Here is a 24,785-nt window from a genome sequence, read left to right on the forward strand (position 1 = left end):
ACGTATGAAAGCACTTCGAAAGGAGCCTTCGTCTTCATATGAAAGTTAAAAAAATTAGCCCACGCGGATATTGTTATGGTGTCGTCGATGCCATGAAGCTCGCAAATGAGGCCGTCGCAAATCCAGATTTGCCACGCCCGATTCATATACTTGGAATGATTGTCCATAACCGTCACGTCACGCAGGCGTTTGAGGATCTCGGTGTCAAAACCGTTGATGGAGAAGACCGCATGCAAGCGCTCGAAACCATCGATCGAGGAACGGTCGTCTTCACGGCGCACGGCATTTCACCACTCGTCCGGAAACGTGCCATCGAGAAAGGATTGACGATTGTAGATGCCTCTTGTCCTGACGTCTTGGTCACACACGATTTGATTCGTGAGAAAACGGCAGAAGGATATGATGTCATCTATATCGGAAAACACGGGCATCCGGAACCGGAGGGTGCAATTGGTGTTGCACCAGACCATGTTCATTTGATTCAATATGAACATGAAATCGATCAGTTGCCGAGTCGCTTGTTCGAACGAAAAATTTTGGTGACGAACCAGACGACGATGAGTCAATGGGACGTTTCCGCATTAATTGAAACGATTCAAGCCCGTTATCCTCACGTGGAAGTGCATAATGAAATCTGTAACGCGACGCAAGTTCGTCAAGAAGCCGTCGCTGAACAAGCGGGAGACTGCGAATTGTTGATTGTCGTCGGAGATCCTAAATCTAACAACTCCAATCGTTTAGCACAAGTTTCAAAAGAGATTGCCGGAACGAATGCATATCGAATCGGTGACTTGAGTGAACTTGACTTGAATTGGCTCGAGGGAGTCGAGACCGTCGCTGTGACGTCGGGCGCCTCTACTCCTACACCGATTACAAAAAAAGTCATCGACTTTTTGTCGCAGTATGACCCAGACGATTTAAGCACGCACGATAAAACGCCATTTCTTGAACTTCGGAGCATCTTACCGAAAGTGAAAGCTTTGCGTAAGTGAAGGAATCCCCCATTCTCTCAGAGGATGGGGGATTTTTAGGATTTACTTGAATTGAAACGGGTTCGTGTTGGCAACAGATTGAATCAAGTCGACATTAATTTTCGCTTTTTCAAACTTTTTGCTGAGCACATCGATTACACCTTGTTTCATGATACTCTCGACATGATGCCCTGGGTCTATGACTGCAAGCCCAAGGGCCATCGCATCATGAGCCACGTGGAAATATAAATCACCCGTCACATATGCATCTGCACCTTTGAAATGCGCAGTAGACACATATTTATTCCCGTCTCCACCTAATACGGCAACTTTTTCAATCGAACGCCTCGGGTCTCCGACGACTCGCACGCCCTCAACCCCAAAGCTTGTTTTCACGTGTTCGGCAAACTGTTCAAGTGTCATGGCCTGTTCAAGTCGACCGATTCGCCCTAGCCCAAATACATGACCCTCGATTTCATCGCGCATGAGGTCATACGCCACTTCCTCATAAGGATGGGCGTCTTTCATTGCTTTTAGTACACGCTTTTTCTGACTCTCCCGAACGACCGTTTCGATTTTTACTTCGTCCACTTGTTCCGTTTCATGTGGGCGACCGATGAAAGGGTCTGTCCCTTCGAGCGGAGTGAATTGTCCCGTTCCGGAAACACGGAACTGACAGTCCGCATAGTCACCGATATGTCCCGCACCCGCTTTTCCTAGAGCACGGGATACGTCTTGCGCATGCGTGGATGGAACGAATACAGATAGTTTATAGACCGGCTCTTCATAGGTCGGGACGAGTACTTTCGTATCGTGAAGACCGATCGCCTCACTCATCCAATCGTTCACACCACCGCTGCATACGTCTAAATTCGTATGGGCGACATAGACCGCGATATCGTGCTGAATACATTTCATCGTAATCTTCCCAGCCGTGGAGCGGTCATTGACTTGAGCTAACGGACTAAAGATGGGTGGATGATGCGCGATGATCAAATCAATCTGTTTCTCAATCGCTTCATCCACAACCGATTCGAGCACATCAAGCGTGACCATGACCCGTTTGACTTCTTTGTTGAGCGATCCAATCTGTAAACCGATTTTATCCCCTTCAACCGCCAAATGTTTCGGAGCAAATTCTTCAAACAATTGAATCACTTGATTGCCGTTCGCCATTACTGACTCACCTCTCTCATTTTGTCACGCATCCGTTTGAATTCCATTTGTTTTTGAATCAAGGCATCCGATTGAATGCCAGCTGCCATCTGTCCAAGCACATAATCGAGCTTATCGGCTTCACGACTCCATTTGAGTTTAAATGGTACCGGTCGCTCTTGAATAAGATATGGGCCGAATAACAACTGCCACATCCGCTCGTCCGACGCGTCGCTATAGATGGTCTCACTACCTTTTTCTCCGACTAGGATTTCGTAGACTTTATCATTTTCTTCTACAATTGCCTCTTCGACAAGGACATATCCATGTTCAAGCAGCCAGCTTCGTACGTGTTGCCCATCAACGTTCGGTTGAAGGACGAGTCGTTCGACCGCACCGAGCTTATCTTGACCCGCTTCGAGAATCGAGCGAATCAAACTGCCGCCCATCCCGCAGATCGAGATACACGTCGCTTCATTGGGCTGTAAGACAGCAAGACCATCGCCGAGGCGTACATCAATGGCATCACTGGCCCCAATCAAATCGACTTGTGCTCTCGCAGCTTCCATCGGTCCAACGTTCACTTCACCCGCGATTCCTTTTGAAATGATTCCTTGCTGAAAGGCATAGCATGGGACATACGCATGATCCGAACCGATATCGGCGAGCACACTTCCTTTTGGGATATAATCGACAACCTGCTTCAATCGTCGGTCTAACATGACACGTTCTTGCATACAGACAACTCCTTTGTTCTACTTCTTCCCTAGCGTATCGAATTCTCTACAGTTCGACAACAAAAAACGCACCCCATCACGGAGTGCGTCACCTCTTATTGTTCAATCAACCAGTTCGCAAGCACTTCTGCTTCTTCAGCTGATGCAAGACCTGCTGGCATCGCACCTTGACCGTTGACGATGATGTTTGCGATTTCTTCTGGTGAGAGACGATCGCCGACACCTGTAAGTGCTGGACCGACGCCACCTTCAAGGTTTCCGCCGTGGCAACCTGTGCAACCCTTCGCAGCATACAACTCTTCTGGGTTCATTTCAGTGACTGCTGGACCTTCAGCCGCTTGTTGCGCCTGATTCACCCCAAAATACGATAATGATACCATGGCAATAATTGCGACGATTGCGATTGCCGCAAACGGTAACAATGGATTACGCATTGTAGTTCCCCCTCATGTTCATTCCAAATTTCTATCCAACACTATTTTACTCAAAAAATAATAAAGAAGGAAGGAAAATCACTCATTTTCCTTCCTTTCTTCTAAAACTTCACACTTTATTCAAATATGAAATTAATCGAGGAAGTCTTTCAAGCGTTTGGAACGGCTCGGGTGACGCAATTTACGAAGGGCTTTCGCCTCGATTTGACGAATCCGCTCACGTGTGACACCGAATACTTTACCAACTTCTTCGAGTGTGCGTGTGCGGCCATCGTCTAGTCCGAAACGCAGGCGAAGGACGTTCTCTTCACGGTCTGTCAACGTATCCAACACGTCTTCTAATTGCTCTTTCAACAATTCATAGGCTGCCGCATCTTGAGGAGCCATCGCATCTTGGTCTTCGATGAAGTCACCGAGATGTGAATCGTCTTCTTCCCCAATCGGTGTCTCTAAAGAAACAGGTTCTTGGGCAATCTTTAGAATTTCACGGACTTTCTCAGGTGTGAGTTCCATCTCTTTGGCAATCTCTTCCGGAGAAGGTTCGCGACCGAGGTCTTGAAGCAATTGACGTTGGACACGAATCAATTTGTTGATTGTTTCCACCATGTGTACAGGAATACGAATCGTACGGGCTTGGTCAGCAATCGCACGTGTGATGGCTTGGCGAATCCACCACGTCGCATACGTCGAGAATTTGAACCCTTTCATGTAGTCGAATTTTTCGACCGCTTTAATGAGTCCCATGTTCCCTTCTTGAATCAAATCAAGGAAGAGCATCCCACGACCGACATAACGCTTCGCAATCGACACGACGAGACGTAGGTTCGCTTCTGCGAGACGTTTTTTCGCTTCTTCGTCCCCTTGCTCGATTCGTTTAGCGAGCTCCGTCTCATCTTTCGCACTGAGAAGGTCGACACGTCCGATTTCTTTCAAATACATCCGAACCGGGTCGTTGATTTTGATTCCTGGAGGTACTGATAAGTCGTTCAAATCGACTTCTTCATCCTCTTTTTTCGCAGGTGTTTCTTCTGCGTCAGCAGCATCTTCTGTGACACGGATGTCTTTAGCCTCTAAATCTTCGATGAAGTTATCGATGAAATCCGAATCCACCTCGAAGTGACTAAGGCGATCTTGGATTGCTTGCATTGAGACGACGCCTTTTTTCTTACCTAACTTTTCAAGTTCCTCTATGGCGTTAAATAAATCCTCTTTCTTCTTCTCTGCCATCTAGCAGTTCAACTCCTTCCAAACTTCATCCACGATCATCGTTCTCGAAGACGACGACTACGGGCAATCAATTCTTGTAGCTTGGACGCCTGGTCTACAATACTTTCGGCGTCTTGAGCGATTTCCCTTTTTGCACGCTCGATTTGACGTTGCTCCTCATAACTGTTTATCACCCGAATGTATTCGTCTAAAACCTCTTCAGACAGTTCATCCGGTCCAGCCATCAGACGGATCTCTGCAAAACGCATCGCATAATCAGGGCGTTGATCGCAATAACGCTCCATGAACGAAAGCGTGATTTGATCAAACTCATCCTGTGTCATCGTATCGGATACGATTTCATACAATGCTGACCCTAACATACGATGGGTTTCATCTTGATAACGAAGCCCTAAACGGTCGCGTACGAAACGGACCTGCTCCGGTCCCGTCAACATCGCACGCAACAAGTACTTCTCGGCTTTCATCCAACGAGGCTCACCTGTTTTACTCGAACGCTTCCGTACCGGCTCTACAGGTTCCATCGCACGGGTGGGAGTTGATTCACTTGACGTCGGACGAGGAATTCTCGAACGGAGCGTCTCTAGCGGAATCTCAAACTCATCCGACAGTTTCTTCACATATAAATCTCTTCGAATCGAATCATTTGTCTTCCCGATCTCTTCAAGCATAGATTCAATAAAGCGAATCCGTTCTCCTTCTCGGTTCAAGTTTTTTCCTCGCCGGTACATGCGATTCATAAAATCGAGAACACTCAACTGCTCAGTTTCAATAAACTGCTGCCAGTGAGTTGCCCCATGCTGACGGATATAATCATCTGGGTCCGTCTTTTCCGGTAGTGGCAAAACTTGTACATCGAGTGGAGACGCTTCTAAGAGGCGAATGACTTTTTGTGTCGCTTCTTGTCCCGCGTGGTCTCCGTCATAACAGATAATGACTTCATCCACGATTCGAGATAGCGCCCTCGCATGTTGAGGAGAGAACGCGGTTCCGAGCGATGCCACAACTTCTTGTGTGCCCGCTTGCGCGACTTGTAAAACGTCAACGTTCCCTTCAACGAGGAAGACACGCTTTTTCTTACGCATCGTCGCCCGAGCTTGAGAGAAGCCGAACAATAACTCGCTCTTATTGAAGAGTGGCGTCTCAGCCGTATTCACATATTTTGGTTGTCGGTCATCAATCGCTCGTCCACTGAAGCCAACGATGGTGCCGTCTCGATCCGCAATCGGAAAGACGACCCGTCCTTCAAATCGGTCAAAATATTCACCGGACTTCGACTTTGAAATCAAACCTGCCTCAACCATTACTTCTAAATCAAACCCGCGCCGCTCCAACAGCTCGACAGTAAAGCGTCGTTGGTCTGGGGCAAAACCGATCTTGTATTGCGCAATCGTCTCTTCAGCCAGATCACGATCCCGTAAATACGTTAAGCCCACTTCTCCAGCTTCTGTTTTCATCAACACTTCATGATACAAGTCAGCGACAAGGCGATGCGCATCACGCATCTGTTTGCGCCATACCTGTTCTCGCGTCAGTTCCTCGTCCCCTTGGATCCCGTCTACCGAAATATTCGCCCGTGTTGCCAAGCGTTCGACCGTCTCAGGAAACGACAATCCCTCGGTTTCCATCACGAACGTAAATACATTTCCGCCGGCACCACAACCGAAACAGTGATACATCCCTTTTTCAGGTGAAACGGAGAAAGAAGGTGAGTTTTCGGAATGAAACGGACATAATCCGACAAGGCGGTGTCCTTGTTTCTTTAATTCGACACGTTCGCCAATCAATTCTACGATATCGGTCGCTTGTTTCACTTCTGCGATGACTTCATCTGGTATTCGTGGCATGTTGACCACTCCCTGTTTCCAATCTCGCAACGAAACGGAACGCTCATCACGTTCCGTTTCACTGTACTGTCAATACTCTATTATACCCTCTTGAAGCAATGATTACTAATTGAAACACTTACTCATTCAATCATCTTTAGACTGTTCAAGATGACGCAAGATGATCCCTGCCGTTTCTTCAACTGCTTTGTTCGTCACATCGATGACATCGCAACCGATTCGTTCATAAATACCACGCGCATACTCGAGTTCACGATTGATTCGCTCTAGCTGCGCATAATCTGCTTCCGGCTTCAAACCTAGCGATTTGAGACGTTCCATCCGGATTGAAATCAGCTTTTCCGGGGAGATGATCAACCCGACACATCGTTCAGCAGGCAAATCAAACAATTCCTCAGGCGGTCTCGATTCTGGAACGAGTGGCACGTTCGCGACTTTGTATCGTTTCAGTGCTAAATATTGAGATAGCGGCGTCTTTGACGTTCGAGAAACACCGACCAACACGATATCAGCTTTTTTCAGGCCACGTGGGTCCCGACCATCGTCATACTTGACGGCAAACTCCATCGCCTCGATTTTTCGGAAGTAATCATCATCCAATCGATAGATGAGTCCCGGCTTTTCACGTGGCGCTTCTTTCAATTGGCTAGATAATACATCGAGCAAATCTCCGAGCAAATCAACCGTTTTCACTTGATGAGCTTCACCAAGCCGCATGAGAAGGGCGCGATGTTCCTCATTAACGAGCGTGAACGCAATGATGGCCTGTTGTGCTTTTGCTTGCGTGACGACATCGATAATCGTCTGCTCATCTTCGACGAACGGGATGCGAAGGGTTTCGATCGCATTCTCGTGGAATTGGATACTCGCTGCGCGGACGACGAGTTCGCACGTCTCTCCGACCGAGTCACTTACAACGAACACGAGTTGTTTCGTAGTCAATTCGATTTCCTCCTCAGATCGACTCATCGTTCGCTAACGCAATGAGCACCTTCGTCATATTGGTCTTCGTCATACGGCCGAGTACAATCAATTTCCCATCTTTTTCTTCTACGACGGGCATGGCATCGATTTGTTTCTCAATCAATTTCATCCCAGCTCGAATCAACGTTTCTGTTTTCTCACATACTGTAATGTTCGGCATGCGGGTCATGATGACGTTGACGGGTAACTGGTCTAAGTCTTGATTTCCGATGGCCGCACGAAGGAGGTCTTTACGAGATAAAACTCCGACTAACTCCCGGTCACGTCCGACAACGAACAATGAGCCGACATCTTCTAAGAACAACGTGACAATCGCATCATATACCGTCATCTCATCCCGTACGACTTTCGCAGAAGACATGAAGTCCCCTACGGTCAGCGAATCTAACTTTTCTCGTAGCATCGACGAATTCCGTTTGCCAACGAACGTGTAGCCGACACGAGGTCTAGCTTCAAGTATGCCTGTCATCGTCAAAATAGCGAGGTCAGGCCGCAGGGTCGCACGTGTCAATGAGAGCTCTTGTGCGATTTGTTCCCCTGTGATCGGCCCGTTCTCCTTCACGATCTCGACGATTTTTTGTTGGCGTTCATTCAGTTGCATAGCCAACCCCCTCTAGTTTGTTTAGAGTACGAGCGCGTTGAAATCTGCGACACGCTTAATCGTCGTTGCAAGTCGGTTCATTTCATGGAGACGGTTTTGGCGGACCGCCTCATCATCACTCATAACCATTGTATGTTCGAAGTACATCATAATCGGTGATTCGAGTTGTTGTAGAAGTTCGAGCGCTTTCTTGTAATCTCCCATCTCGACAGCTTCGGCTGTTGCAGGAGCGGTCTGTTCAATCGCATCATGCAATGCAATCTCATGATCGTTCTCAAACAAGGAAGGATCGACATCTCCCGCTTCACCTTTTTTCGAAATGTTCACGACGCGCGACAATTGCTCAATCAACGCCTTCGCATCCGTCGATACAAATTCTTGAATCGCGTCTGCGCGAGCATCGAGTCGCACAACCGTCAATGAGGTCGTCAATACGGCGTCAATCACATCATAACGAACCTGCTGTTCTTGCAGGCGATATTTCAAGCGCAATTTGAAGAACTCATCTAGTTGTGCCTTAACTTGTTCTTTATCGGCTTCATAGAGTCCTGCTTCCAGTTGTAATTCGACAACTTTTGAAAGCAACGTGTCGATTGAGAGATCAATCTTCCAATCTCCAAGAATCTGAACGACACCTTGGGCCTGGCGACGAAGCGCGAACGGGTCTTGTGAACCGCTCGGAATCATCCCGATGCCAAAGAATGCTGCAATCGAGTCTAATTTGTCGGCAAGGGCAAGAACGGCACCCGTTGCCGTCTCTGGAGAAGCGTCCCCAGCAAAGCGTGGCATGTAATGCTCACGGATTGCCGCTGCCACTTCCTTGTCTTCACCTTGTTGGAGTGCATATTTCTCACCCATGATTCCTTGAAGTTCTGTGAACTCGTATACCATCTGGCTCACGAGATCAAATTTATGAATGGCACCGGCACGGCTTACTTTTTCAAGGTCTGCCTCGAACAACGGTGCAAGTTCCTGAGCGATTTTCGTCACACGACGCGCTTTCGCACCAGTCGTTCCCAATTTTTCATGGAAGACGATGCGATCGAGACGTCCGAGCTGATCATCGATTTTCGTCTTTTTGTCTTCCTCATAGAAGAACACGGCATCCGCAAGACGGGCCCGGATGACTTTCTCGTTACCGCGCGCCACATTTTCAAGATGCTCGGCATTCCCGTTTCGTACCGTCACAAAATAGTTTTTCAATGTTCCGTCGAGATAGACCGGGAAATAACGTTGATGCTCTTTCATCGTTGTGATCAATACTTCCTCAGGCAAGTCGAGGTACGCTTCATCAAATTCCCCGAAGAGAGCGGTCGGCCATTCGACTAAGTTTGTCACTTCCTCAAGCAAGTCGGCGTCGAGTGGAATCGTCCATCCTTGTTTCGTTGCAAGCTCTTGAATTTGACGTTCGATTTCAGCTTTACGCATCTCGTAGTTCGCCATGACAAAAGCAGACTCTAATGTCTGGACATATTCGGTAGGTGATGAGATGACCACGTCCCCTTTACTGAGGAAACGATGCCCACGCGTCACGTTATTCGTTTTCACGCCTTCGATTGTGAAGTCGATGATGTCTTGACCAAAGAGTGCGATCAACCAACGAATCGGACGCATATACCGTAGGCTGCTCGTTCCCCATTTCATGTTTTTCGGGAACGTCAAGCTACGGACCACATCTTCAAGACCGTTCAATAGCGAGAGCGTCTCTTGTCCTTTTTCATGGCGTTCCGCGAAGACATACTCGACTCCTTTTTCTTCTGCGAAATAGAGATCTTCTACTGTCAATCCGCGGCCACGTGCAAAACCTTGTGCCGCCTTCGACCAGTTACCTTCCGCATCTTGTGCAATCTTTTTGGCAGGTCCACGAAGAGTTTCTGCCAAATCCTGTTGCGTTTCAGCCACATCACGAACGATGACAGCCAAACGACGTGGTGTCGAGTACACTTCGATTGAGCCAAAATCAACACGCGCCTCTTTTAAGAACGCGTCAACACGTTCCGCCAACTGTTTCTCTGAACGCAAGACATATTGAGCCGGCAGTTCCTCTAATCCAATCTCTAACAGAAGGTCACGCATTCAAGTCACCTGCTTTCTCTTGTTTCAAAAGTGGGAATCCAAGGCGTTCCCGTTCTTCAATAAATTTAGCGGCACACGCACGTGACATGTTCCGGACACGCTGGATGAAGCCGGTACGTTCCGTCACAGAAATGGCGCCTTTTGCGTCCAACAAGTTGAACGTGTGCGAACATTTTAGAATGTAATCGTATGCAGGGAAGACAAGGTTTTCTTCAAGCGCACGCTTCGCTTCTTTCTCATACGTATCAAATAACGAGAATAACATGTCGACGTCAGACAATTCGAACGTATATTTCGAATGTTCAAATTCTGGTTGATAGAAAATGTCACCGTATTTGAATCCGTCTGTCCAGACAAGATCGAATACACTTTCTACTTCTTGAATGTATGACGCGAGGCGTTCAAGTCCGTATGTGATTTCCACGGCAATCGGGTCACACTCGATTCCACCGACTTGTTGGAAGTATGTGAACTGCGTGATTTCCATTCCGTTCAACCAAACTTCCCAACCGAGACCTGCTGCTCCGAACGTCGGGTTTTCCCAGTTATCTTCGACGAAACGGATGTCATGCTCAAGCGGATTGATGCCAATCAGTTCAAGACTCTCCAAGTACAACTCTTGAATGTTGTTTGGTGACGGCTTCATGATCACCTGAAACTGATGGTGCTGGTAAAGACGGTTCGGGTTTTCTCCGTAACGACCGTCAGCTGGACGGCGTGACGGTTCGGTATAACAGACGTTCCACGGTTCTGGCCCAAGGCTTCTGAGGAATGTCATCGGGTTCATCGTCCCGGCCCCTTTTTCCACATCGTACGCCTGCATCGTCAAACAACCTTTTGACGCCCAAAAGTTTTGTAGCGTGAGAATGATTTCTTGCACTGTCATGTGCTTCATTAATGACACCTCCAATAGTATTGAAACGACAAAAAACGCCCCTATGTGCCTAGCACATAGGGACGGGATTGATTCCCGCGGTTCCACCCTACTTGCCCCAATAATGGGACCACTCTTAAAAGATGTGGGCGCTCTGGAATCGCCATTCGCTCTTCTCATGATACCCGGCTCACACCGCCCCGGACTCGCTTCATTCATGACAGGAAGAGTTACTTTTTTCCTTCATCGCGCACGCTATTTCATTTGTCTAATCGTACATCATCGTATCGAATTCACTATAAAAAGTCAATCCTCATTCAGATGAAGTCGAATCATTTGATCGAGCACCCGTTTCGTATTCAATCGTAGTCCACTATACGATTCCATATAAGCATCAAAGAGCAGGCGCAAAAGGACTCTGGACTCATCCGATAGCGGAACGTTCCGAAACTCTGACAATTCGTGCTTACTCATCAAATAAAGTAGTTTCGCCAATCTTTCGGACAGCCGGATCACACCTTCTTCTGGATGTCGCGCACATAAAAAGCCACCAGACGCGACAGAGAAGTACATGGGATCCGTCACATCTCCACAGCGCACGCATCCCGTCAAGACTGGGGCGACGCCTAATAGATGCAAAATACGTAATTCAACATAGTGCGTGATGACATCTGCGTCCATGCCCGCATTCAGTGCCTGCAAGGCATCCCGTAACATTCGAAACAATGGACGATTTTGGACACGATCCTCGACAGACCGATCAACAAGTTCTAACCAATACATCGCATATGCCATCCGTTCGACATCTTTTCGGATTTCAGGATAAGACGTCATGACGTCAGATGATTTTAACTGAGCGAGTCCTCGGCTAGACGGAAAGATATAGACACCTTCCACAAACGGCTGACTCGAGGCGTGAAACCGGCTACCCGGTTTCTTTGCGCCCCGTGCCATGATCGCGACTTTGCCAAGTTCCTCTGTAAACAATGTCACGACTTTATTCGATTCCCCATAATTAACGGTACGAACGACGATTCCCGTGACTTTTTGTAACATGGCTCAATACTCGTCGTCGCGGAAACCGAGGTCACGAAGCTGACCCATCTTGTTACGCCAGTCTTTCTGCACTTTTACCCATAGGTTCAAATAAACTTTAGTCCCGAGAAGCGCTTCGATATCATGGCGCGCGTCTGTTCCGATTTCACGAAGCATAGCCCCTTTTTTTCCGATGATGATTCCTTTTTGCGAATCACGCTCCACCATGATCACGGCTTCGACATCAATCATCTCAGAGTTCTCACGTTTCTTGATCGATTCGATGGCTACAGCAATCGAATGAGGGACTTCATCGCGTGTCTTATGCAACACTTTCTCACGAATCATCTCTGAGATAATGAAACGCTCCGGGTGGTCCGTTACTTGATCGGCCGGATAATACATCGGTCCTTCAGGCAACAATTTCTTGATCTCACCTAAGAGCGGTTCGACGTTGTTGCCTTGTAGCGCCGAAATCGGGACGTACGCCGCGAAATCCAATTCGTTCGTATATTGTTCAATCACTTTCGGAAGTTCATCTGGATGGATTAAATCGATCTTGTTCATGACGAGAATAATCGGTGTGTCGAGCCCTTTGAGTTTCTCAATAATAAAGTCGTCGCCAGCTCCACGCGGTTCCGTCACGTTCACCATGAAGAGAATCGCATCAACTTCGCGTAATGCGTTCGTCGCCACTTTCATCATGAAGTCGCCAAGACGGTGTTTCGGTTTATGAATCCCTGGTGTATCGATGAAGATGATTTGGGAATCATCGGTTGTGTACACACCTTGCACCTTATTTCGTGTCGTTTGTGGTTTATCCGACATGATGGCAATCTTTTGTCCGATCACACGGTTTAAGAATGTCGATTTCCCGACGTTCGGTCGTCCGATAATCGAGACGAATCCGGATTTAAAATCTTCTTGATACATAATGCACCTGCTTTCTCTATTTCAGAACTATTAGTATAGCATGTTCCATAGCCGTGGACCGAATATTATGAGCGCCGTTACGGCAGCACCAAGTGAAGCGACTAAAACAGCTCCTGCGGCAACATCTTTCGCTTGCTTCGCGAGTGGATGGACGTCTTCTGTCACGAGATTAACCGTTCGTTCGATTGCCGTATTCATCATTTCCATGCTAATAACGGCAATCACCCACCCGAACAAGATGACGATCTCGAGTCTTGTCGGCTGTAACCAGATGGAAAAGACGAATACGAGAAAAGCCGACAGGAGATGGAGTCGCATGTTCCGTTCCGAACGAACGGCATGGAGGATTCCCTCACATGCCACACGGAAAGGTCTCACACGTTGCCTCGCTTCAACTCAAAATGAGTGAGCACTTCTTCTTGCCTTGCCGTCATCTCCGCTTCTTCCTCAGGTGTCATATGATCATACCCAAGTAGATGGAGGAATCCATGAATTGCTAAAAAGCCGAGCTCCCGCTCAAACGAATGACCATAGTCAGCTGCCTGTTCTCGGCATCGTTCTACCGAGATGACGAGGTCACCGAGAAGATGTGGCTCATCTTCATCGAGCATGAAATCCATCTCGTCATCCCCCATCTCATCAAATGCGAAACTGATGACATCGGTCGGGGCATCTTTGCCTCGCCATTCTCGGTTCACTTCATGGATTTCCGCATTTGTTAAATACGTGACCGACAATTCGCTCGGCTCTTCCACCTCTTCTAGTTGGGCGGCATGTTGTAAAATCGACTCGACGAGCTCGATTTGAGATGTAGTTAACAATTCATGTTCATCGTTCGAGATGATTTGCATATAATTCTCCCTCTTTCTTTAATTCTGGGTATTCGATTCGTTCGTGGAACAAGCCGGTCAGCGTCTCACACGCACTCTCTCCGACGCGCCAAATTTCTTTCGTCGTCAATTCACATTCTTCGAACTGCCCATCCGCCAACTTGTCGCGAATGATTGTTCGAACGAGCATTCGGATTTTTTCTGGCGTCGGTTGTTTCTGCGAACGGACAGCCGCTTCGATTGAATCGACGATCATGACAACGGCAGCCTCGCGCGATTGTGGCTTTGGACCTGGGTAGCGGAAACGAGACTCTAACACCTCTTTATCAGGATCTTCCTTCGCTTTAACGTAGAAATATTTCAATAAAGACGTTCCGTGATGCTGCTCTGCTATATCGATGATTTCTTTCGGTAACTTATAACGTCGCAACAGATCCGCTCCGTCATAAGGATGAGCCATAATAATGTCTGCCGATTCTTCAGGCGTCAAGCGATCATGAGGATTCCCTCCACCTTGTTGATTTTCAATGAAATGAAGGGGACGCTCCGTCTTCCCAAGATCGTGATAATAGCTTGCGACACGTGCGAGAAGACCATCTGCGCCAATCGCCTCACATGCGGACTCTGCCAAGTTCGCCACCATCATACTATGATGATACGTACCAGGTGCCTCCATTAAAAGTTTCCGCAGCAGCGGATGCGTCGGACTCATCAATTCCACAAGTCGACCAGAAGACAAGACGCCAAACCACGGTTCCAAAAATGGCAGGAAGCCAAACGTCAAGACAATGGAGAGCAAGGCGCTAATGACGGCAAATCCAGAAAGATACATCGCCATTTCCCAGGAAACTTGCACGTTCCGAAGTAAGAGTAACGCGATGACCATGATGATGTTGACGAAACCGAGCAACACCCCTGATAAGAATAGTCGCTTCCGCTGAATTTTCGGTTCAACTAAAAAGACAGCTAGAAAACTACCCGTCGCCACATACACGAGCGTCATGAAATTCGTGCTCTGTCCGAATGTGACAACGACACTCCCGGCAATCATCGTAATGAAGGCCGAGGCAAGCGCAACTCGTTCATCGATCAAGATGCGTAGAAGCAATACGACGAACGCTGTCGGCGCTAAAATATAGGCATATGTCGTAAAATCGACACCGATATATCCGACACCAAAAAAGATGCCGAGTTGTAAAAGTAGCAAGCCATAGACCGTCACTAAGATTTTCGGACTCAGTAACAGGTCTTTGATTTTCGAGCGGATGAGCATGAATAGAAACCCACCGGTCAACAATGCGCTGAGCAAGAATGACCCGAATAATGGTGCAAGGGAACGATTCGGATCGATGGCTCCAGATAGCTCTAATTTCCGATATATCTCTCGAGTCACCACCTCACCTTGACTGACGAGTAACTGTCCTTCTTGAATGATGACAGGATCGACAGCATCGACGGCTTCTTGTTCTTTTTGACGGGTCGCCTCAGAGTCAAATACATAGTTCGGTACGATGAGTTCATCGCTTAACGTTTTCGAAATGGCGCGGAACTCAAATGAGAGCGGCGATTGATCGATAATCGCTGCTGCTCGGTCTCGAGCCGCAGCGACCGCTTCATTACTCGTTTCAATCCGGTCGTCCATCACTTGTTGTAACGCAGTGACTGTGACATCTTCTACCGTTTGTCGGGTATCTTCACTCGCTTCAAGCAACGAATTCAACTCTTCATCAGCTAATACACCGTTCGCCTCTGTAGAATTTAGACGGTTTTTAATATCCGCCAGTTCAGTCTCCTCATCCGTTTGGTCGAATGCTGCGAACAACTGCTCGACTTTAGCGATTTGTTGGTCTGCAAATTCTTTTCTCAAGGAGAATTGACTGCCGACACCATTTGTCACTTCTTGTTTCAATCGTTCGGTCGCAACACGATCCTCAACCGTGATCGGAGACCGAATATCCTGTTCGGCAATCCCAAGCGGTTCCACACTGATGATGGATGGGCGCACGGTAAAGTATAGAATGGCGCCTAATAAGAGAAAGAAAATCAACGAGATGGTCGCGACTGTCCAGTTTTTAGCTTGCTGCATTCGTGCCCCCCCCTTTTCACGATCTGGTGACCTCACACGTACATTTAAGTGAGGTCCGTACTATAGGCGTTGATGATTTTCTTAACGAGCGGATGACGGACGACGTCAGACGCACTGAAGTGTTCAAAATGAATACCATCCACGCCTTCTAACAGGCGTAACGCTTCCTGTAACCCCGATGCCTTGCCTTTCGGTAAATCGACTTGGGTCAAATCCCCTGTGACCACCATTTTCGATCCAAAACCGAGTCGCGTCAAAAACATCTTCATCTGTTCTTTTGTTGTATTCTGGGCCTCATCCAAGATGACGAACGCATCTTCTAACGTGCGTCCACGCATATAAGCGAGCGGAGCCACTTCAATCGTGCCCCGTTCTAACAAACGGTTCGTCTGTTCCACGCCATACACATCAAATAGGGCGTCGTATAATGGGCGGAGATATGGGTCCACTTTCTCTTTTAAATCTCCCGGTAAAAATCCAAGGTTCTCTCCCGCTTCAACGGCAGGACGCGTCAAGATGATCCGTTTGACTTGCCCTTCTTTTAAGGCACGCGCCGCAAGTACGACAGCTAGGTACGTCTTTCCTGTTCCGGCTGGTCCGATACCAAAGACGAGATCACGTCGTTCAATCGCACGAACATACCGGCTTTGACCTACTGTCTTGGCACGAATCGGTTTCCCCTTATTCGTCGTAAAAACAACTCGTTCATAATGTTCGAGCAGTTCATCTCCCTTTCCGACTTGAATGTGCTGGATGACGCTAATGGCATCACTTTCATTTAGACGTGCACCTTTTTTCACTAACGTCTGCAAGGTGATAATCACTTGTTTCGTTAATTCAAGAGCCTCAAGTGTATCGGCTTGAATAATCAACTCCTCACCCCTTGGGATGAGTGCCACTTTCAATTCTGTTTCAATCGCCTGGAACACTTCATCTTTCGGTCCGAGTAAAGCTTGTGCTTCGTTCGCATGTTCCATGACGAATGGTATTTTATCAGTCATAATCAATGGATGCATTGCCCCCTCATTAAAATCGGTTATTCCTCTTTTACTTTAGCACTATCACGCCTATCGTGAAAGAAAGACCGCGTAATTTCCACGCGCAAAAGGCAGTAACATGACGTCACTGCCTTCCGTTCACTTCTTCCGTTTCGAGATAGGAGGTTGTAATACCTCACTCCAAATGACAGCTTCCCGCATTCGCTTTTGTGAAACGTTCAGTTGTCTCGGTTTCTTTTCCTTTTGAATCGGTGGAATTTTAACCGCTTGTTCGAATTGCGCGCTCACTTTCGGCATCTCGACTTGACGTTCACGTGGAGCCGGTCGTTCTTCTACCGTTCGAGCGACTCGACGCCTCACCTTTTGTGGTGCCGGTTTTTCGTCCGAGTCATCGAATGCCGTTTCAATCTCTTTCATGACGTCCCCTACCGAATCCAAATAGCGTTTCAGTTCACTGCTTTGAGGACGGTCTCCAGAGGACGATGATTTTTCGAGCCTTTTCATCACTGCCGAGGCAATTCCGAAGGCGGCTAACAAGAGTACCCATAGTCCATCCATATCAATCACTCATTATCTGATTCAGAATCGACAGGTGCCCCAATCGCTTTTCGCATTTCTGTATCCGCTTGAACGTTCAAGTAGTTCACGTAATCCATGACACCAAGCTTTCCGTTTCGTAACGCTTCTGCCATCGCGAGTGGGACTTCCGCTTCGGCACCGACAACTTTCGCACGCATTTCTTCTACTGAAGATTTCATTTCTTGTTCGCGCGCAATCGCCATCGCGCGACGTTCTTCCGCCTTCGCTTGAGCGATTTTCTTATCTGCTTCTGCTTGGTCCGTCTGCAAGACCGCGCCGATGTTCTTACCGATATCGATGTCGGCAATATCGATCGAAAGAATCTCAAACGCTGTTCCTGAATCCAAACCTTTTGTGAGGACAGTCCGTGAAATCATATCCGGATTCTCTAGTACGTGCTTGTGGTTGTTTTGTGAACCGATTGTCGACACGACCCCTTCACCGACACGGGCGATAATCGTTTCTTCCCCCGCACCACCGACGAGACGATCGATATTCGCACGTACGGTAATGCGTGCTTTCGCCTTCACTTCAATCCCATCCATCGCGACACCCGCAATAAATGGCGTTTCAATGACTTTCGGGTTAACTGACATCTGTACAGCCTCGAGGACGTTACGTCCTGCCAAATCGATGGCAGCAGCCCGTTCGAATGACAATTCAATATTCGCACGGTGCGCCGCAATCAATGCGTTCACAACGCGGTCTACGTTACCACCAGCCAAGAAGTGACTCTCAAGTTGGTTCGTGTTTAATTCAATTCCTGCTTTAACCGCTTTAATCAACGGGTTCACGATTTTCGAAGGAATAACGCGACGAAGGCGCATTCCAATCAATGTGAAGATCGAGACGTGGACGCCCGCTGCAAACGAACTGATCCATAGTCCGACTGGTACGAACGTGAAGAATACGGCAAGTGCAATCAATCCTCCACCTGTAATGAGTAACGTTGTCAGTAATTCTGGTGTCATTCTGTTACATCCTCCTTCGGTTCTACAAAGCTTCGAACGACGATCCGTCCAGAATCCACTTTATAAACCTGAATTTTTGTCTGCTGATCGAGATAGCCACCTTCCGTCACGACATCAAGTCGTTCTCCGTCGATTTCGGCAGTACCTGCTGGGCGAAGTGGTGTCAAGGTGACTCCCACTTTGCCGAGAAGTTGTTTTCGATCTTCGTGGGACAAGTAGCCTTTTTCAGTCGATGTCGAATCCGTCAAAATCAACCCTTTATAAATGAGCGGACGATTCGTACTCAAGCGGCGGTATGCCCAAAAGCCGAGACCTGTTAGCACCGCTGCCGCGAGACCAATCGATAGCCACAGTTGACCGATCGTCGCACCAGCCATAATCAAACTCGCAACGACGGCTCCGATCCCAAGCAAACCGAACAATCCAAACCCTGCTACGAACACTTCAATTCCAAGAAGGACGACTCCGACAAAAAAGACTGTCAGAATCACTCCGAGACCAAATGTCATCGTCTTGCTACCCCCTTCCAAATTCAAAGCTATCTCCTATCTCTAGTGTATACGAAACAAGATTGAATGTGGTTTCAGAATACGCAAAAAAAAGCAGAAACTTTCGGTTTCCCGAAAAGTAACTGCTTTTTTCATCAATTCGTCAATTGCTGTTTGACGATTCGGTTCACAAGACCACCGTCTGCCTTGCCTTTGACTTGCGGCATGACGACGCCCATCACCTTACCCATATCTGATGGAGCGGTTGCATTCGTTTGAGCAATTGCTGCTTGGACGATGGCGGTCACTTCATCTTCTGAAAGTTGTTCAGGCATATAGGCTTCTAGGACGACAATTTCTTCTGCTACTTTGGAAGCAAGGTCTTCACGACCAGCGCTTTCGAATTCTCGGAGGGAGTCTCTGCGCTGTTTCATCTCTCGGTTGAGCACCGTGAGTTCCTCTTCCTCGGTAAGATCTTGACGACCTAGTTTGATAGCCTCATTTTGGAGCGACGCTTTGACCATCCGGATTGTCGTAAGACGATCCTTTTGTTTCGCGCGCATGGCTTGCTTCATGTCGTCCGTCAAGCGTTCTTGAAGACTCATGAGCCAACACCCTCTCTACAAATGAAACTGGAATCAGAATTTCTTACGCTTACGCGCAGCTTCTGATTTCAATTTACGTTTTACGCTTGGCTTTTCGTAGTGACGACGTTTACGAACTTCGGCAAGTGTGCCATCTTTCGAAACACCGCGTTTGAAACGACGAAGAGCGTCTTCAAGCGATTCGTTTTTACGGACACGAGTTTCCACTAGTTTTCCCTCCCTCCGAATTACACGACTAAGGAAACGTGTTTCACACGTCATATCATATTATAGTGAAATTAAGTCGTGTGGTCAACCACTTATTAATAGTCGCTGTCTGAACGTCCACCAGTGACAATCGCGATACCTGCTGAAGCACCGATACGTGTCGCACCAGCATCGATCATCGCTTTCGCACCTTCGAAGTCACGGACGCCACCTGAAGCTTTTACGCCGATGTCAGGTCCGACCGTCTCACGCATGAGGCGAATGTCTTCAACTGTCGCGCCACCAGTCGAGAAACCAGTCGATGTTTTGACGAAGTCTGCTCCAGCTTTCACTGAAAGTTCGGCAGCTTTTTTGATTTCTTCTTTTGTAAGCATGCATGTTTCGAAGATGACTTTGACGAGTGTACCGTTTGCCGCTTCGACAACCGCACGGATGTCACGTTCTACGAGATCGTAGTCAGCATCTTTGAGTGCTGCGATGTTGATGACCATGTCTACTTCATCTGCTCCATTGGCAATCGCATCTTTTGTTTCAAATGCTTTTACCTCAGGTGTGTTTGCACCAAGTGGGAAACCGATGACTGTACATACTTTGACATCATCATCTGACTTGAGTTGTTCTGCTGCATATTTGACCCATGTCGGGTTGACACAAACGCTTGCGAATTTGTATTCGAGCGCTTCTGCACAAAGTGTTGTAATTTGATCTTTTGTTGTTTCAGCCTTTAAAGCTGTGTGGTCGATATAACGGGCTAATTCCATGATTCATTTCCTCCTCTGACAAATAAGTCTGACATCTAACATATTACCATGTTTTGATGAGATGTAACAGCTTTCAAATCTAAATCAACTGACGACGTTTACGAGCGACGACCCAACTGTTCCAACTAAAGAAGAAAATAGCGAGCCAAATGCAGGTGAAGGCAAAGACATGGTATGCCGTGAACGGTTCATGGTACATGACGACCCCGATAATCAAGCTAAGTGTCGGTGCGATAAATTGAAGAAACCCGACAAGCGTGAACGGGATATGTTGTGCACCGTACCCAAACAGGAGAAGAGGTAACGCCGTGACCACGCCCGTTCCAAGAAGGGCGATCCAAATGACAGGCGACATGTTATACGCAATATTGTCGGTGACAACTTGATTTCCTAGGAAGAGCAATGCCACCGGGACCACCGCCAGCGTTTCAATTCCTAGGCTGACCGTAGAAGCAAGAGGACGTCGTTTCTTCACCATTCCATAGAATCCGAACGTACTCGCCAAGACGAATGAAATCCATGGGAACGTGCCGTATCCTAACGTCAAAACGAGGACGCCAATTGATGCAATCCCAACGGCCATCCATTGGACTCGATTTAATGATTCCCGAAAGACGAGCACCCCTAACACCATACTGACGAGAGGATTGATGTAGTACCCGAGAGAAGCTTCAATGATATATCCGTGATTGACAGCCCATATGTATACAAACCAGTTGGCACTGACGATGAATCCGTTCAACATGAATGCGTTTCGTGTAGCCGGATGTCGAAGTGCGTAACCGAACTCTTTCCACTGATTTGTCCATCTCAGAACGAGCAGAATAAATAAAAATGACCAAACGATTCGATGTGCTAAAATTTGACCGCTCGGTACTTCTTGCAAAAATTTCCAATAAATCGGAAGGACGCCCCACATGACGTACGCCCCGATTGTCGTCCATACTCCCTTATTCACACGTTCACCCGCTCTCTTACAAGTTAAAGACAGTTTAGTCGATGAAAGACTCCCGATACAAGACTTTTGTTTCATGAAAAAAAGGCGCGAAATCGCGCCCTGACCGTTTATTGTTTCACTTGTTCAATTGCTGTTAATGCTTGTGCCAAGTCTTCGATCAAGTCATCAATGTCCTCAAGTCCGACCGAAATACGGACGAGCCCATCGGTGATGCCAAGTTCCGCTCTGCGTTCGGCTGGAATCGAGGCATGTGTCATGCGTGCCGGAACACTAATCAAACTCTCAACCGCTCCTAAACTTTCTGCGAGCGTGAAGTATTTCGTCTTCGCTACCATCATTTCTGCCGCTTCCGCTGAACCGACATCAAATGCGATCATCCCACCGAATCCACGTGCCTGCGATAAATGAATCCGCTTCGCTTCCTCACTGGATACACTTGGATGGAGCACGCGTGATACAGACTCGTTCGACTGAAGGAATTCAACCAATGCTCGTGCATTCGATTCAATCTCTTCCATCCGAACAGCCAACGTCTTGATTCCCCGTACAACAAGGAAGCTATCTTGTGGTCCAAGGACTGCGCCAACAGAGTTTTGAAGAAACGCCAAAGCTTCGCCCTGCTCTTCCGTTCGCGCGACAACAAGTCCCGCTACGACGTCACTATGTCCGCCTAAGTACTTTGTGGCACTGTGAAGGACGTAGTCTGCACCAAGATCAATCGGATTTTGGAAGTAAGGGGTCATAAACGTATTGTCCACGACGAGTAACACATCTGCTTCATCGGCAATCGTACGCATCGCCCGAATGTCCGTCACGTTCAAGAGAGGATTTGTCGGGGTCTCGACATAAATCATTTTCGTGTTCGCTTGAAGCGCATCCCGAACCGCTGCTTCATCGGATGTATCGACAAAAGTTGCTTCCAAGCCTCGTGACTGAAATACTCGATTGAATACACGGTACGTTCCTCCATATACATCAGACCCGACGATGACGTGGTCTCCAGATTTCAATAACATAAGCACCGTCGAGATGGCTGCCATCCCAGATCCGAATGCAAATCCTTGCACACCGCCTTCGATGTCGGCAATCAATGTCTCTAATGCCGTCCGTGTCGGGTTTGCTGAACGTGAGTATTCGTACCCTTCCCGCAAGTTACCAATCCCGTCTTGCTTATACGTGCTCGTTTGATAAATCGGTGGCGTGACGGCCCCTGTCAACGGGTCCGTCGTTTTACCGCCGTGAATGAGTGCTGTCTTTGTACGCATGTTCTGCCTCCTTGACAATTCCTTGACTTAAATATCGTTCTGCACTATCAGGCAAGATGGTGACAATCGTGCCTTCCGTTAATTGATTCGCTTCTTTTACACATGCTGCAATGGCAGCCCCTGAAGAACTACCGATGAGCAAACCTTCCTGTTTCGCTAAATGTGCCACGTAGTAGAAGGCTTCCTCATCTGTAATGGTATGAATCGCATCGACGTAAGCCCTCTCCAAAAAGGGTGGCCATTTTTCGACGCCGATTCCTTCTGTTTTATGTGGTCCTGGTTCACCGCCATTCAAAATGGAACCGACCGGCTCCACGACGACAGTTTTCGTTCCAAGTGGCTTTAATGATTTGGCGACACCGGTGAATGTTCCACCTGACCCCGCTCCCGCTACAAATACGTCAATTTGTGGCACATCTTTCAACAACTCATGGGAAAGGATGTCGACGTAAGCATCCGGGTTATCCGGGTTCGAGAACTGTTCTGGGACATAGGCGTCATGTTCTTTAGCCAACTCAATGGCATGTGCGATTGCGCCCTTCATGCCGAGTTCCGTCGGCGTGTTGACGACTGTTGCTCCGAGCAGTCGCATCAATGCCTGCTTCTCTTGACTGAATTTTTCAGGAGTGACCGTCATGAGGCGAATCCCGAATCGTTGGCAAGCGAGCGCAAGCCCGATCCCCGTATTGCCTGCTGTCGGTTCGATCACCGTTCCACCGGGTGCCACATCGCCACGCTCGATCGCCCGTTCAATCAAATTCATCCCGAGTCGGTCTTTAACACTCCCACCTGGATTCATCATCTCGAGCTTCCCGTACACTTTTACATTCGCTGGTACAGGAAGCGTTTGAAGTTCAATGAGCGGTGTGTCTCCGATGAGTTCATAGACGTCACGGACAATCATCTTATGCCTCGTCCTTGAAGACGATATGCCATTCATCTCGTTTTGCGAGCATGTCTGCCGCTAATTTTTTGGCACCTTCGAAATCATGATGATTCGCATTCCCACATTGAACAGGGTTTTGCGCCGGTAGTTCCTCAGCGTTCATCGCATCACGCAGCGTCGCTTCCACGAGGTCAAGCATTCGTTCGTAGTTCCCATCATTGAGCATCGTCCAATAGAAGCCTGTCTGGCAACCCATCGGCGAGATATCGACGATGTCTTCAGAATGATTGCGACTGTTCTCGGCAATCAAATGCTCAAGTGAATGAACCGCGCGCATCGGCATGAGTCCTTCGTTCGGTTGAATGAAACGAATATCGTATTTATAAATCGTGTCTGCTGTTCCCTCTTTCACACCAGCTAAACGGACAAAAGGCGCCTGTACTTTCGTATGATCCAAGTTAAAACTTTCAACATTATATGTTTTCATGAGTAATTCCTCCTCGTTATTTAGTGGCTATTACGAGCCAGACAAACTTGTTTTTCTGCGTCATCGTCACATTGTATCCGTTCGCTTCTAACATGGAACGAATCGTTGACGTATAAGGATAGTATTCACGATTTAAGTCTTCGACGAGGTCTGAGTACCCTTTCGCAGTCGCCCAATCGATGATGTCCTGACGAGCTGCTGGTGACTCAAACATCGTATCTAGCAACACGAACTTTGGATGTCCCCAGTCTTCGACATATTGACCGATGGCTGTGGCCTTTTCAGAATCTGTCAAGTGATGAAAAGCATACGACGATACGACCGTATCCACGTTTGATAAATCCGGATAACGGAGGAAATCGCCTTCGAGCACATCAATCCCCAATTTTTCAATAGCAATTTTTCGCATTTCCGGCGACGGTTCAATCGCAATCAACGGATGCCCTTTCAAGATCCGGCTACTCAAGTTCCCTGTTCCGACACCAAACTCAAGCACCGTTCCTTCGACGTGGAGGGCAACCTCATCGAGCATTTGCTCATATCCGATGAACACTTCGTGATATTGCTCATCATGCCCCTCGACCGTCGTATCATAATCCTTTGCCCAATCCTTAAAGATATCCATGAATGGTAAGTTCATATCGCTACCCCAATCTTAATTCTTACTAATTTGATATGTTTTATTGGTATTTAACTTTAACGTTACATTAACAGGTTTTTTTATTCATTTCAAGTCATTCGCTAGATTCTCACATCACATCCAGTTGGATATAGGTCTTATGTGTTAGGT

At 47.7% G+C, this 24,785-nt stretch carries 27 protein-coding genes; 1 reads left to right on the forward strand and 26 read right to left on the reverse strand.

Features of this window, described 5'->3' with window-relative positions; translation table 11 throughout:
- Positions 1 to 38: 38 nt before the first annotated feature.
- Positions 39 to 992: a 4-hydroxy-3-methylbut-2-enyl diphosphate reductase gene (locus KNO65_RS02240; RefSeq protein ID WP_012726636.1), complete on the forward strand. Its 954-nt coding sequence runs from the start codon at positions 39 to 41 to the stop codon at positions 990 to 992.
- A gap of 42 nt (positions 993 to 1,034) precedes the next feature.
- Here KNO65_RS02240 and KNO65_RS02245 read toward each other — a convergent pair whose 3' ends face one another.
- The 26 genes from KNO65_RS02245 to KNO65_RS02370 all read right to left on the reverse strand — a co-directional run bounded on the left by KNO65_RS02245 (position 1,035) and on the right by KNO65_RS02370 (position 24,635).
- Positions 1,035 to 2,147, reverse strand: a complete 1,113-nt coding sequence (locus KNO65_RS02245; RefSeq protein WP_214781495.1) for a Nif3-like dinuclear metal center hexameric protein — start codon at positions 2,145 to 2,147, stop codon at positions 1,035 to 1,037.
- Positions 2,147 to 2,863, reverse strand: a complete 717-nt coding sequence (locus KNO65_RS02250; RefSeq protein WP_214781497.1) for a tRNA (adenine(22)-N(1))-methyltransferase — start codon at positions 2,861 to 2,863, stop codon at positions 2,147 to 2,149. Before KNO65_RS02250 ends, KNO65_RS02245 begins: the two co-directional genes overlap by 1 nt.
- A 95-nt stretch (positions 2,864 to 2,958) precedes the next feature.
- A complete protein-coding gene (gene cccA, locus KNO65_RS02255; protein ID WP_012726639.1) occupies positions 2,959 to 3,297 on the reverse strand; it encodes a cytochrome c550 in 339 nt (112 codons plus the stop codon).
- Positions 3,298 to 3,429: 132 nt separating this feature from the next.
- Positions 3,430 to 4,524 (reverse strand): RNA polymerase sigma factor RpoD, encoded by a 1,095-nt coding sequence (gene rpoD / locus KNO65_RS02260; protein ID WP_012726640.1) that lies wholly within the window; start codon positions 4,522 to 4,524, stop codon positions 3,430 to 3,432.
- A gap of 35 nt (positions 4,525 to 4,559) precedes the next feature.
- Positions 4,560 to 6,371 carry a DNA primase gene (dnaG, locus tag KNO65_RS02265; RefSeq protein ID WP_159562496.1) on the reverse strand — a complete coding sequence of 604 codons (1,812 nt, stop codon included), beginning with the start codon at positions 6,369 to 6,371 and terminating at the stop codon, positions 4,560 to 4,562.
- 126 nt (positions 6,372 to 6,497) lie between these two features.
- On the reverse strand, positions 6,498 to 7,340 hold the full coding sequence (locus KNO65_RS02270; protein ID WP_196430874.1) for a pyruvate, water dikinase regulatory protein: 843 nt from the start codon (positions 7,338 to 7,340) through the stop codon (positions 6,498 to 6,500).
- Positions 7,327 to 7,956 carry a transcriptional regulator CcpN gene (gene ccpN / locus KNO65_RS02275; RefSeq protein ID WP_012726643.1) on the reverse strand — a complete coding sequence of 210 codons (630 nt, stop codon included), beginning with the start codon at positions 7,954 to 7,956 and terminating at the stop codon, positions 7,327 to 7,329. The genes KNO65_RS02270 and ccpN overlap by 14 nt, the downstream gene beginning before the upstream one ends.
- Positions 7,957 to 7,977: 21 nt before the next feature.
- Positions 7,978 to 10,032 carry a glycine--tRNA ligase subunit beta gene (glyS, locus tag KNO65_RS02280; RefSeq protein WP_214781500.1) on the reverse strand — a complete coding sequence of 685 codons (2,055 nt, stop codon included), beginning with the start codon at positions 10,030 to 10,032 and terminating at the stop codon, positions 7,978 to 7,980.
- Positions 10,025 to 10,918: a glycine--tRNA ligase subunit alpha gene (glyQ, locus tag KNO65_RS02285; RefSeq protein WP_214782078.1), complete on the reverse strand. Its 894-nt coding sequence runs from the start codon at positions 10,916 to 10,918 to the stop codon at positions 10,025 to 10,027. The genes glyS and glyQ overlap by 8 nt, the downstream gene beginning before the upstream one ends.
- Before the next feature lie 294 nt (positions 10,919 to 11,212).
- On the reverse strand, positions 11,213 to 11,962 hold the full coding sequence (gene recO / locus KNO65_RS02290; RefSeq protein WP_214781501.1) for a DNA repair protein RecO: 750 nt from the start codon (positions 11,960 to 11,962) through the stop codon (positions 11,213 to 11,215).
- 3 nt (positions 11,963 to 11,965) lie between these two features.
- On the reverse strand, positions 11,966 to 12,874 hold the full coding sequence (gene era / locus KNO65_RS02295; protein ID WP_012726647.1) for a GTPase Era: 909 nt from the start codon (positions 12,872 to 12,874) through the stop codon (positions 11,966 to 11,968).
- Positions 12,875 to 12,904: 30 nt separating this feature from the next.
- A complete protein-coding gene (locus KNO65_RS02300) occupies positions 12,905 to 13,252 on the reverse strand; it encodes a diacylglycerol kinase family protein (RefSeq protein WP_074036607.1) in 348 nt (115 codons plus the stop codon).
- Positions 13,249 to 13,725, reverse strand: coding sequence for an rRNA maturation RNase YbeY (gene ybeY / locus KNO65_RS02305; protein ID WP_074036606.1), 477 nt, complete (start codon positions 13,723 to 13,725; stop codon positions 13,249 to 13,251). Before ybeY ends, KNO65_RS02300 begins: the two co-directional genes overlap by 4 nt.
- Positions 13,703 to 15,790 (reverse strand): HD family phosphohydrolase, encoded by a 2,088-nt coding sequence (locus KNO65_RS02310; RefSeq protein ID WP_214781503.1) that lies wholly within the window; start codon positions 15,788 to 15,790, stop codon positions 13,703 to 13,705. Before KNO65_RS02310 ends, ybeY begins: the two co-directional genes overlap by 23 nt.
- 44 nt (positions 15,791 to 15,834) lie before the next feature.
- The gene (locus KNO65_RS02315; RefSeq protein WP_074036604.1) at positions 15,835 to 16,806 is read right to left on the reverse strand and encodes a PhoH family protein; all 972 of its coding nucleotides are present in this window, start codon (positions 16,804 to 16,806) and stop codon (positions 15,835 to 15,837) included.
- A gap of 120 nt (positions 16,807 to 16,926) precedes the next feature.
- Positions 16,927 to 17,346 carry a hypothetical protein gene (locus tag KNO65_RS02320; RefSeq protein WP_214781505.1) on the reverse strand — a complete coding sequence of 140 codons (420 nt, stop codon included), beginning with the start codon at positions 17,344 to 17,346 and terminating at the stop codon, positions 16,927 to 16,929.
- A gap of 5 nt (positions 17,347 to 17,351) precedes the next feature.
- Entirely contained in the window at positions 17,352 to 18,338 is a 987-nt protein-coding gene (gene floA / locus KNO65_RS02325) for a flotillin-like protein FloA (protein ID WP_012726653.1), read from the reverse strand.
- A complete protein-coding gene (locus KNO65_RS02330; RefSeq protein ID WP_031423231.1) occupies positions 18,335 to 18,847 on the reverse strand; it encodes an NfeD family protein in 513 nt (170 codons plus the stop codon). Before KNO65_RS02330 ends, floA begins: the two co-directional genes overlap by 4 nt.
- 134 nt (positions 18,848 to 18,981) lie before the next feature.
- Positions 18,982 to 19,431: a GatB/YqeY domain-containing protein gene (locus tag KNO65_RS02335; RefSeq protein ID WP_214781507.1), complete on the reverse strand. Its 450-nt coding sequence runs from the start codon at positions 19,429 to 19,431 to the stop codon at positions 18,982 to 18,984.
- A gap of 33 nt (positions 19,432 to 19,464) precedes the next feature.
- Complete coding sequence (gene rpsU / locus KNO65_RS02340) at positions 19,465 to 19,659, reverse strand: 30S ribosomal protein S21 (protein ID WP_029334745.1); 195 nt, start codon at positions 19,657 to 19,659, stop codon at positions 19,465 to 19,467.
- Positions 19,660 to 19,733: 74 nt separating this feature from the next.
- Positions 19,734 to 20,399, reverse strand: coding sequence for a deoxyribose-phosphate aldolase (gene deoC, locus KNO65_RS02345; RefSeq protein ID WP_012726656.1), 666 nt, complete (start codon positions 20,397 to 20,399; stop codon positions 19,734 to 19,736).
- Positions 20,400 to 20,478: 79 nt separating this feature from the next.
- Positions 20,479 to 21,357: an EamA family transporter RarD gene (gene rarD / locus KNO65_RS02350; protein WP_074036593.1), complete on the reverse strand. Its 879-nt coding sequence runs from the start codon at positions 21,355 to 21,357 to the stop codon at positions 20,479 to 20,481.
- A 107-nt stretch (positions 21,358 to 21,464) separates the two neighbouring features.
- A complete protein-coding gene (locus KNO65_RS02355) occupies positions 21,465 to 22,622 on the reverse strand; it encodes a bifunctional cystathionine gamma-lyase/homocysteine desulfhydrase (protein ID WP_074036592.1) in 1,158 nt (385 codons plus the stop codon).
- Positions 22,588 to 23,526, reverse strand: coding sequence for a PLP-dependent cysteine synthase family protein (locus KNO65_RS02360; protein ID WP_078147159.1), 939 nt, complete (start codon positions 23,524 to 23,526; stop codon positions 22,588 to 22,590). Before KNO65_RS02360 ends, KNO65_RS02355 begins: the two co-directional genes overlap by 35 nt.
- Position 23,527: 1 nt before the next feature.
- Complete coding sequence (locus tag KNO65_RS02365; RefSeq protein WP_012726660.1) at positions 23,528 to 23,995, reverse strand: S-ribosylhomocysteine lyase; 468 nt, start codon at positions 23,993 to 23,995, stop codon at positions 23,528 to 23,530.
- Between the two features lie 16 nt (positions 23,996 to 24,011).
- Entirely contained in the window at positions 24,012 to 24,635 is a 624-nt protein-coding gene (locus tag KNO65_RS02370) for a class I SAM-dependent methyltransferase (RefSeq protein ID WP_214781509.1), read from the reverse strand.
- Positions 24,636 to 24,785 lie beyond the last annotated feature (150 nt).

Origin of the sequence: Exiguobacterium sp. S3 (genome assembly GCF_018617295.1) — a bacterium.
In the GTDB taxonomy this organism is placed as follows: domain Bacteria; phylum Bacillota; class Bacilli; order Exiguobacteriales; family Exiguobacteriaceae; genus Exiguobacterium; species Exiguobacterium profundum.

Bases quoted from the DNA above. Each gene is read 5' to 3' on its own strand.
- KNO65_RS02245 (WP_214781495.1), bottom strand. From the start codon at position 2,147: ATGGCGAACGGCAATCAAGTGATTCAATTGTTTGAAGAATTTGCTCCG.
- KNO65_RS02355 (WP_074036592.1), bottom strand. From the start codon at position 22,622: ATGCGTACAAAGACAGCACTCATTCACGGCGGTAAAACGACGGACCCG.
- KNO65_RS02370 (WP_214781509.1), bottom strand. From the start codon at position 24,635: ATGAACTTACCATTCATGGATATCTTTAAGGATTGGGCAAAGGATTAT.
- KNO65_RS02360 (WP_078147159.1), bottom strand. From the start codon at position 23,526: ATGATTGTCCGTGACGTCTATGAACTCATCGGAGACACACCGCTCATT.
- KNO65_RS02240 (WP_012726636.1), top strand. From the start codon at position 39: ATGAAAGTTAAAAAAATTAGCCCACGCGGATATTGTTATGGTGTCGTC.
- ccpN (WP_012726643.1), bottom strand. From the start codon at position 7,956: ATGCAACTGAATGAACGCCAACAAAAAATCGTCGAGATCGTGAAGGAG.
- KNO65_RS02320 (WP_214781505.1), bottom strand. From the start codon at position 17,346: ATGGATGGACTATGGGTACTCTTGTTAGCCGCCTTCGGAATTGCCTCG.
- KNO65_RS02330 (WP_031423231.1), bottom strand. From the start codon at position 18,847: ATGACATTTGGTCTCGGAGTGATTCTGACAGTCTTTTTTGTCGGAGTC.
- KNO65_RS02315 (WP_074036604.1), bottom strand. From the start codon at position 16,806: ATGCATCCATTGATTATGACTGATAAAATACCATTCGTCATGGAACAT.
- ybeY (WP_074036606.1), bottom strand. From the start codon at position 13,725: ATGCAAATCATCTCGAACGATGAACATGAATTGTTAACTACATCTCAA.
- rpoD (WP_012726640.1), bottom strand. From the start codon at position 4,524: ATGGCAGAGAAGAAGAAAGAGGATTTATTTAACGCCATAGAGGAACTT.
- deoC (WP_012726656.1), bottom strand. From the start codon at position 20,399: ATGGAATTAGCCCGTTATATCGACCACACAGCTTTAAAGGCTGAAACA.
- KNO65_RS02365 (WP_012726660.1), bottom strand. From the start codon at position 23,995: ATGAAAACATATAATGTTGAAAGTTTTAACTTGGATCATACGAAAGTA.
- glyQ (WP_214782078.1), bottom strand. From the start codon at position 10,918: ATGACAGTGCAAGAAATCATTCTCACGCTACAAAACTTTTGGGCGTCA.
- era (WP_012726647.1), bottom strand. From the start codon at position 12,874: ATGTATCAAGAAGATTTTAAATCCGGATTCGTCTCGATTATCGGACGA.
- floA (WP_012726653.1), bottom strand. From the start codon at position 18,338: ATGACACCAGAATTACTGACAACGTTACTCATTACAGGTGGAGGATTG.
- recO (WP_214781501.1), bottom strand. From the start codon at position 11,962: ATGTTACAAAAAGTCACGGGAATCGTCGTTCGTACCGTTAATTATGGG.
- glyS (WP_214781500.1), bottom strand. From the start codon at position 10,032: ATGCGTGACCTTCTGTTAGAGATTGGATTAGAGGAACTGCCGGCTCAA.
- dnaG (WP_159562496.1), bottom strand. From the start codon at position 6,371: ATGCCACGAATACCAGATGAAGTCATCGCAGAAGTGAAACAAGCGACC.
- cccA (WP_012726639.1), bottom strand. From the start codon at position 3,297: ATGCGTAATCCATTGTTACCGTTTGCGGCAATCGCAATCGTCGCAATT.
- KNO65_RS02335 (WP_214781507.1), bottom strand. From the start codon at position 19,431: ATGAGTCTTCAAGAACGCTTGACGGACGACATGAAGCAAGCCATGCGC.
- KNO65_RS02270 (WP_196430874.1), bottom strand. From the start codon at position 7,340: ATGAGTCGATCTGAGGAGGAAATCGAATTGACTACGAAACAACTCGTG.
- KNO65_RS02310 (WP_214781503.1), bottom strand. From the start codon at position 15,790: ATGCAGCAAGCTAAAAACTGGACAGTCGCGACCATCTCGTTGATTTTC.
- KNO65_RS02250 (WP_214781497.1), bottom strand. From the start codon at position 2,863: ATGCAAGAACGTGTCATGTTAGACCGACGATTGAAGCAGGTTGTCGAT.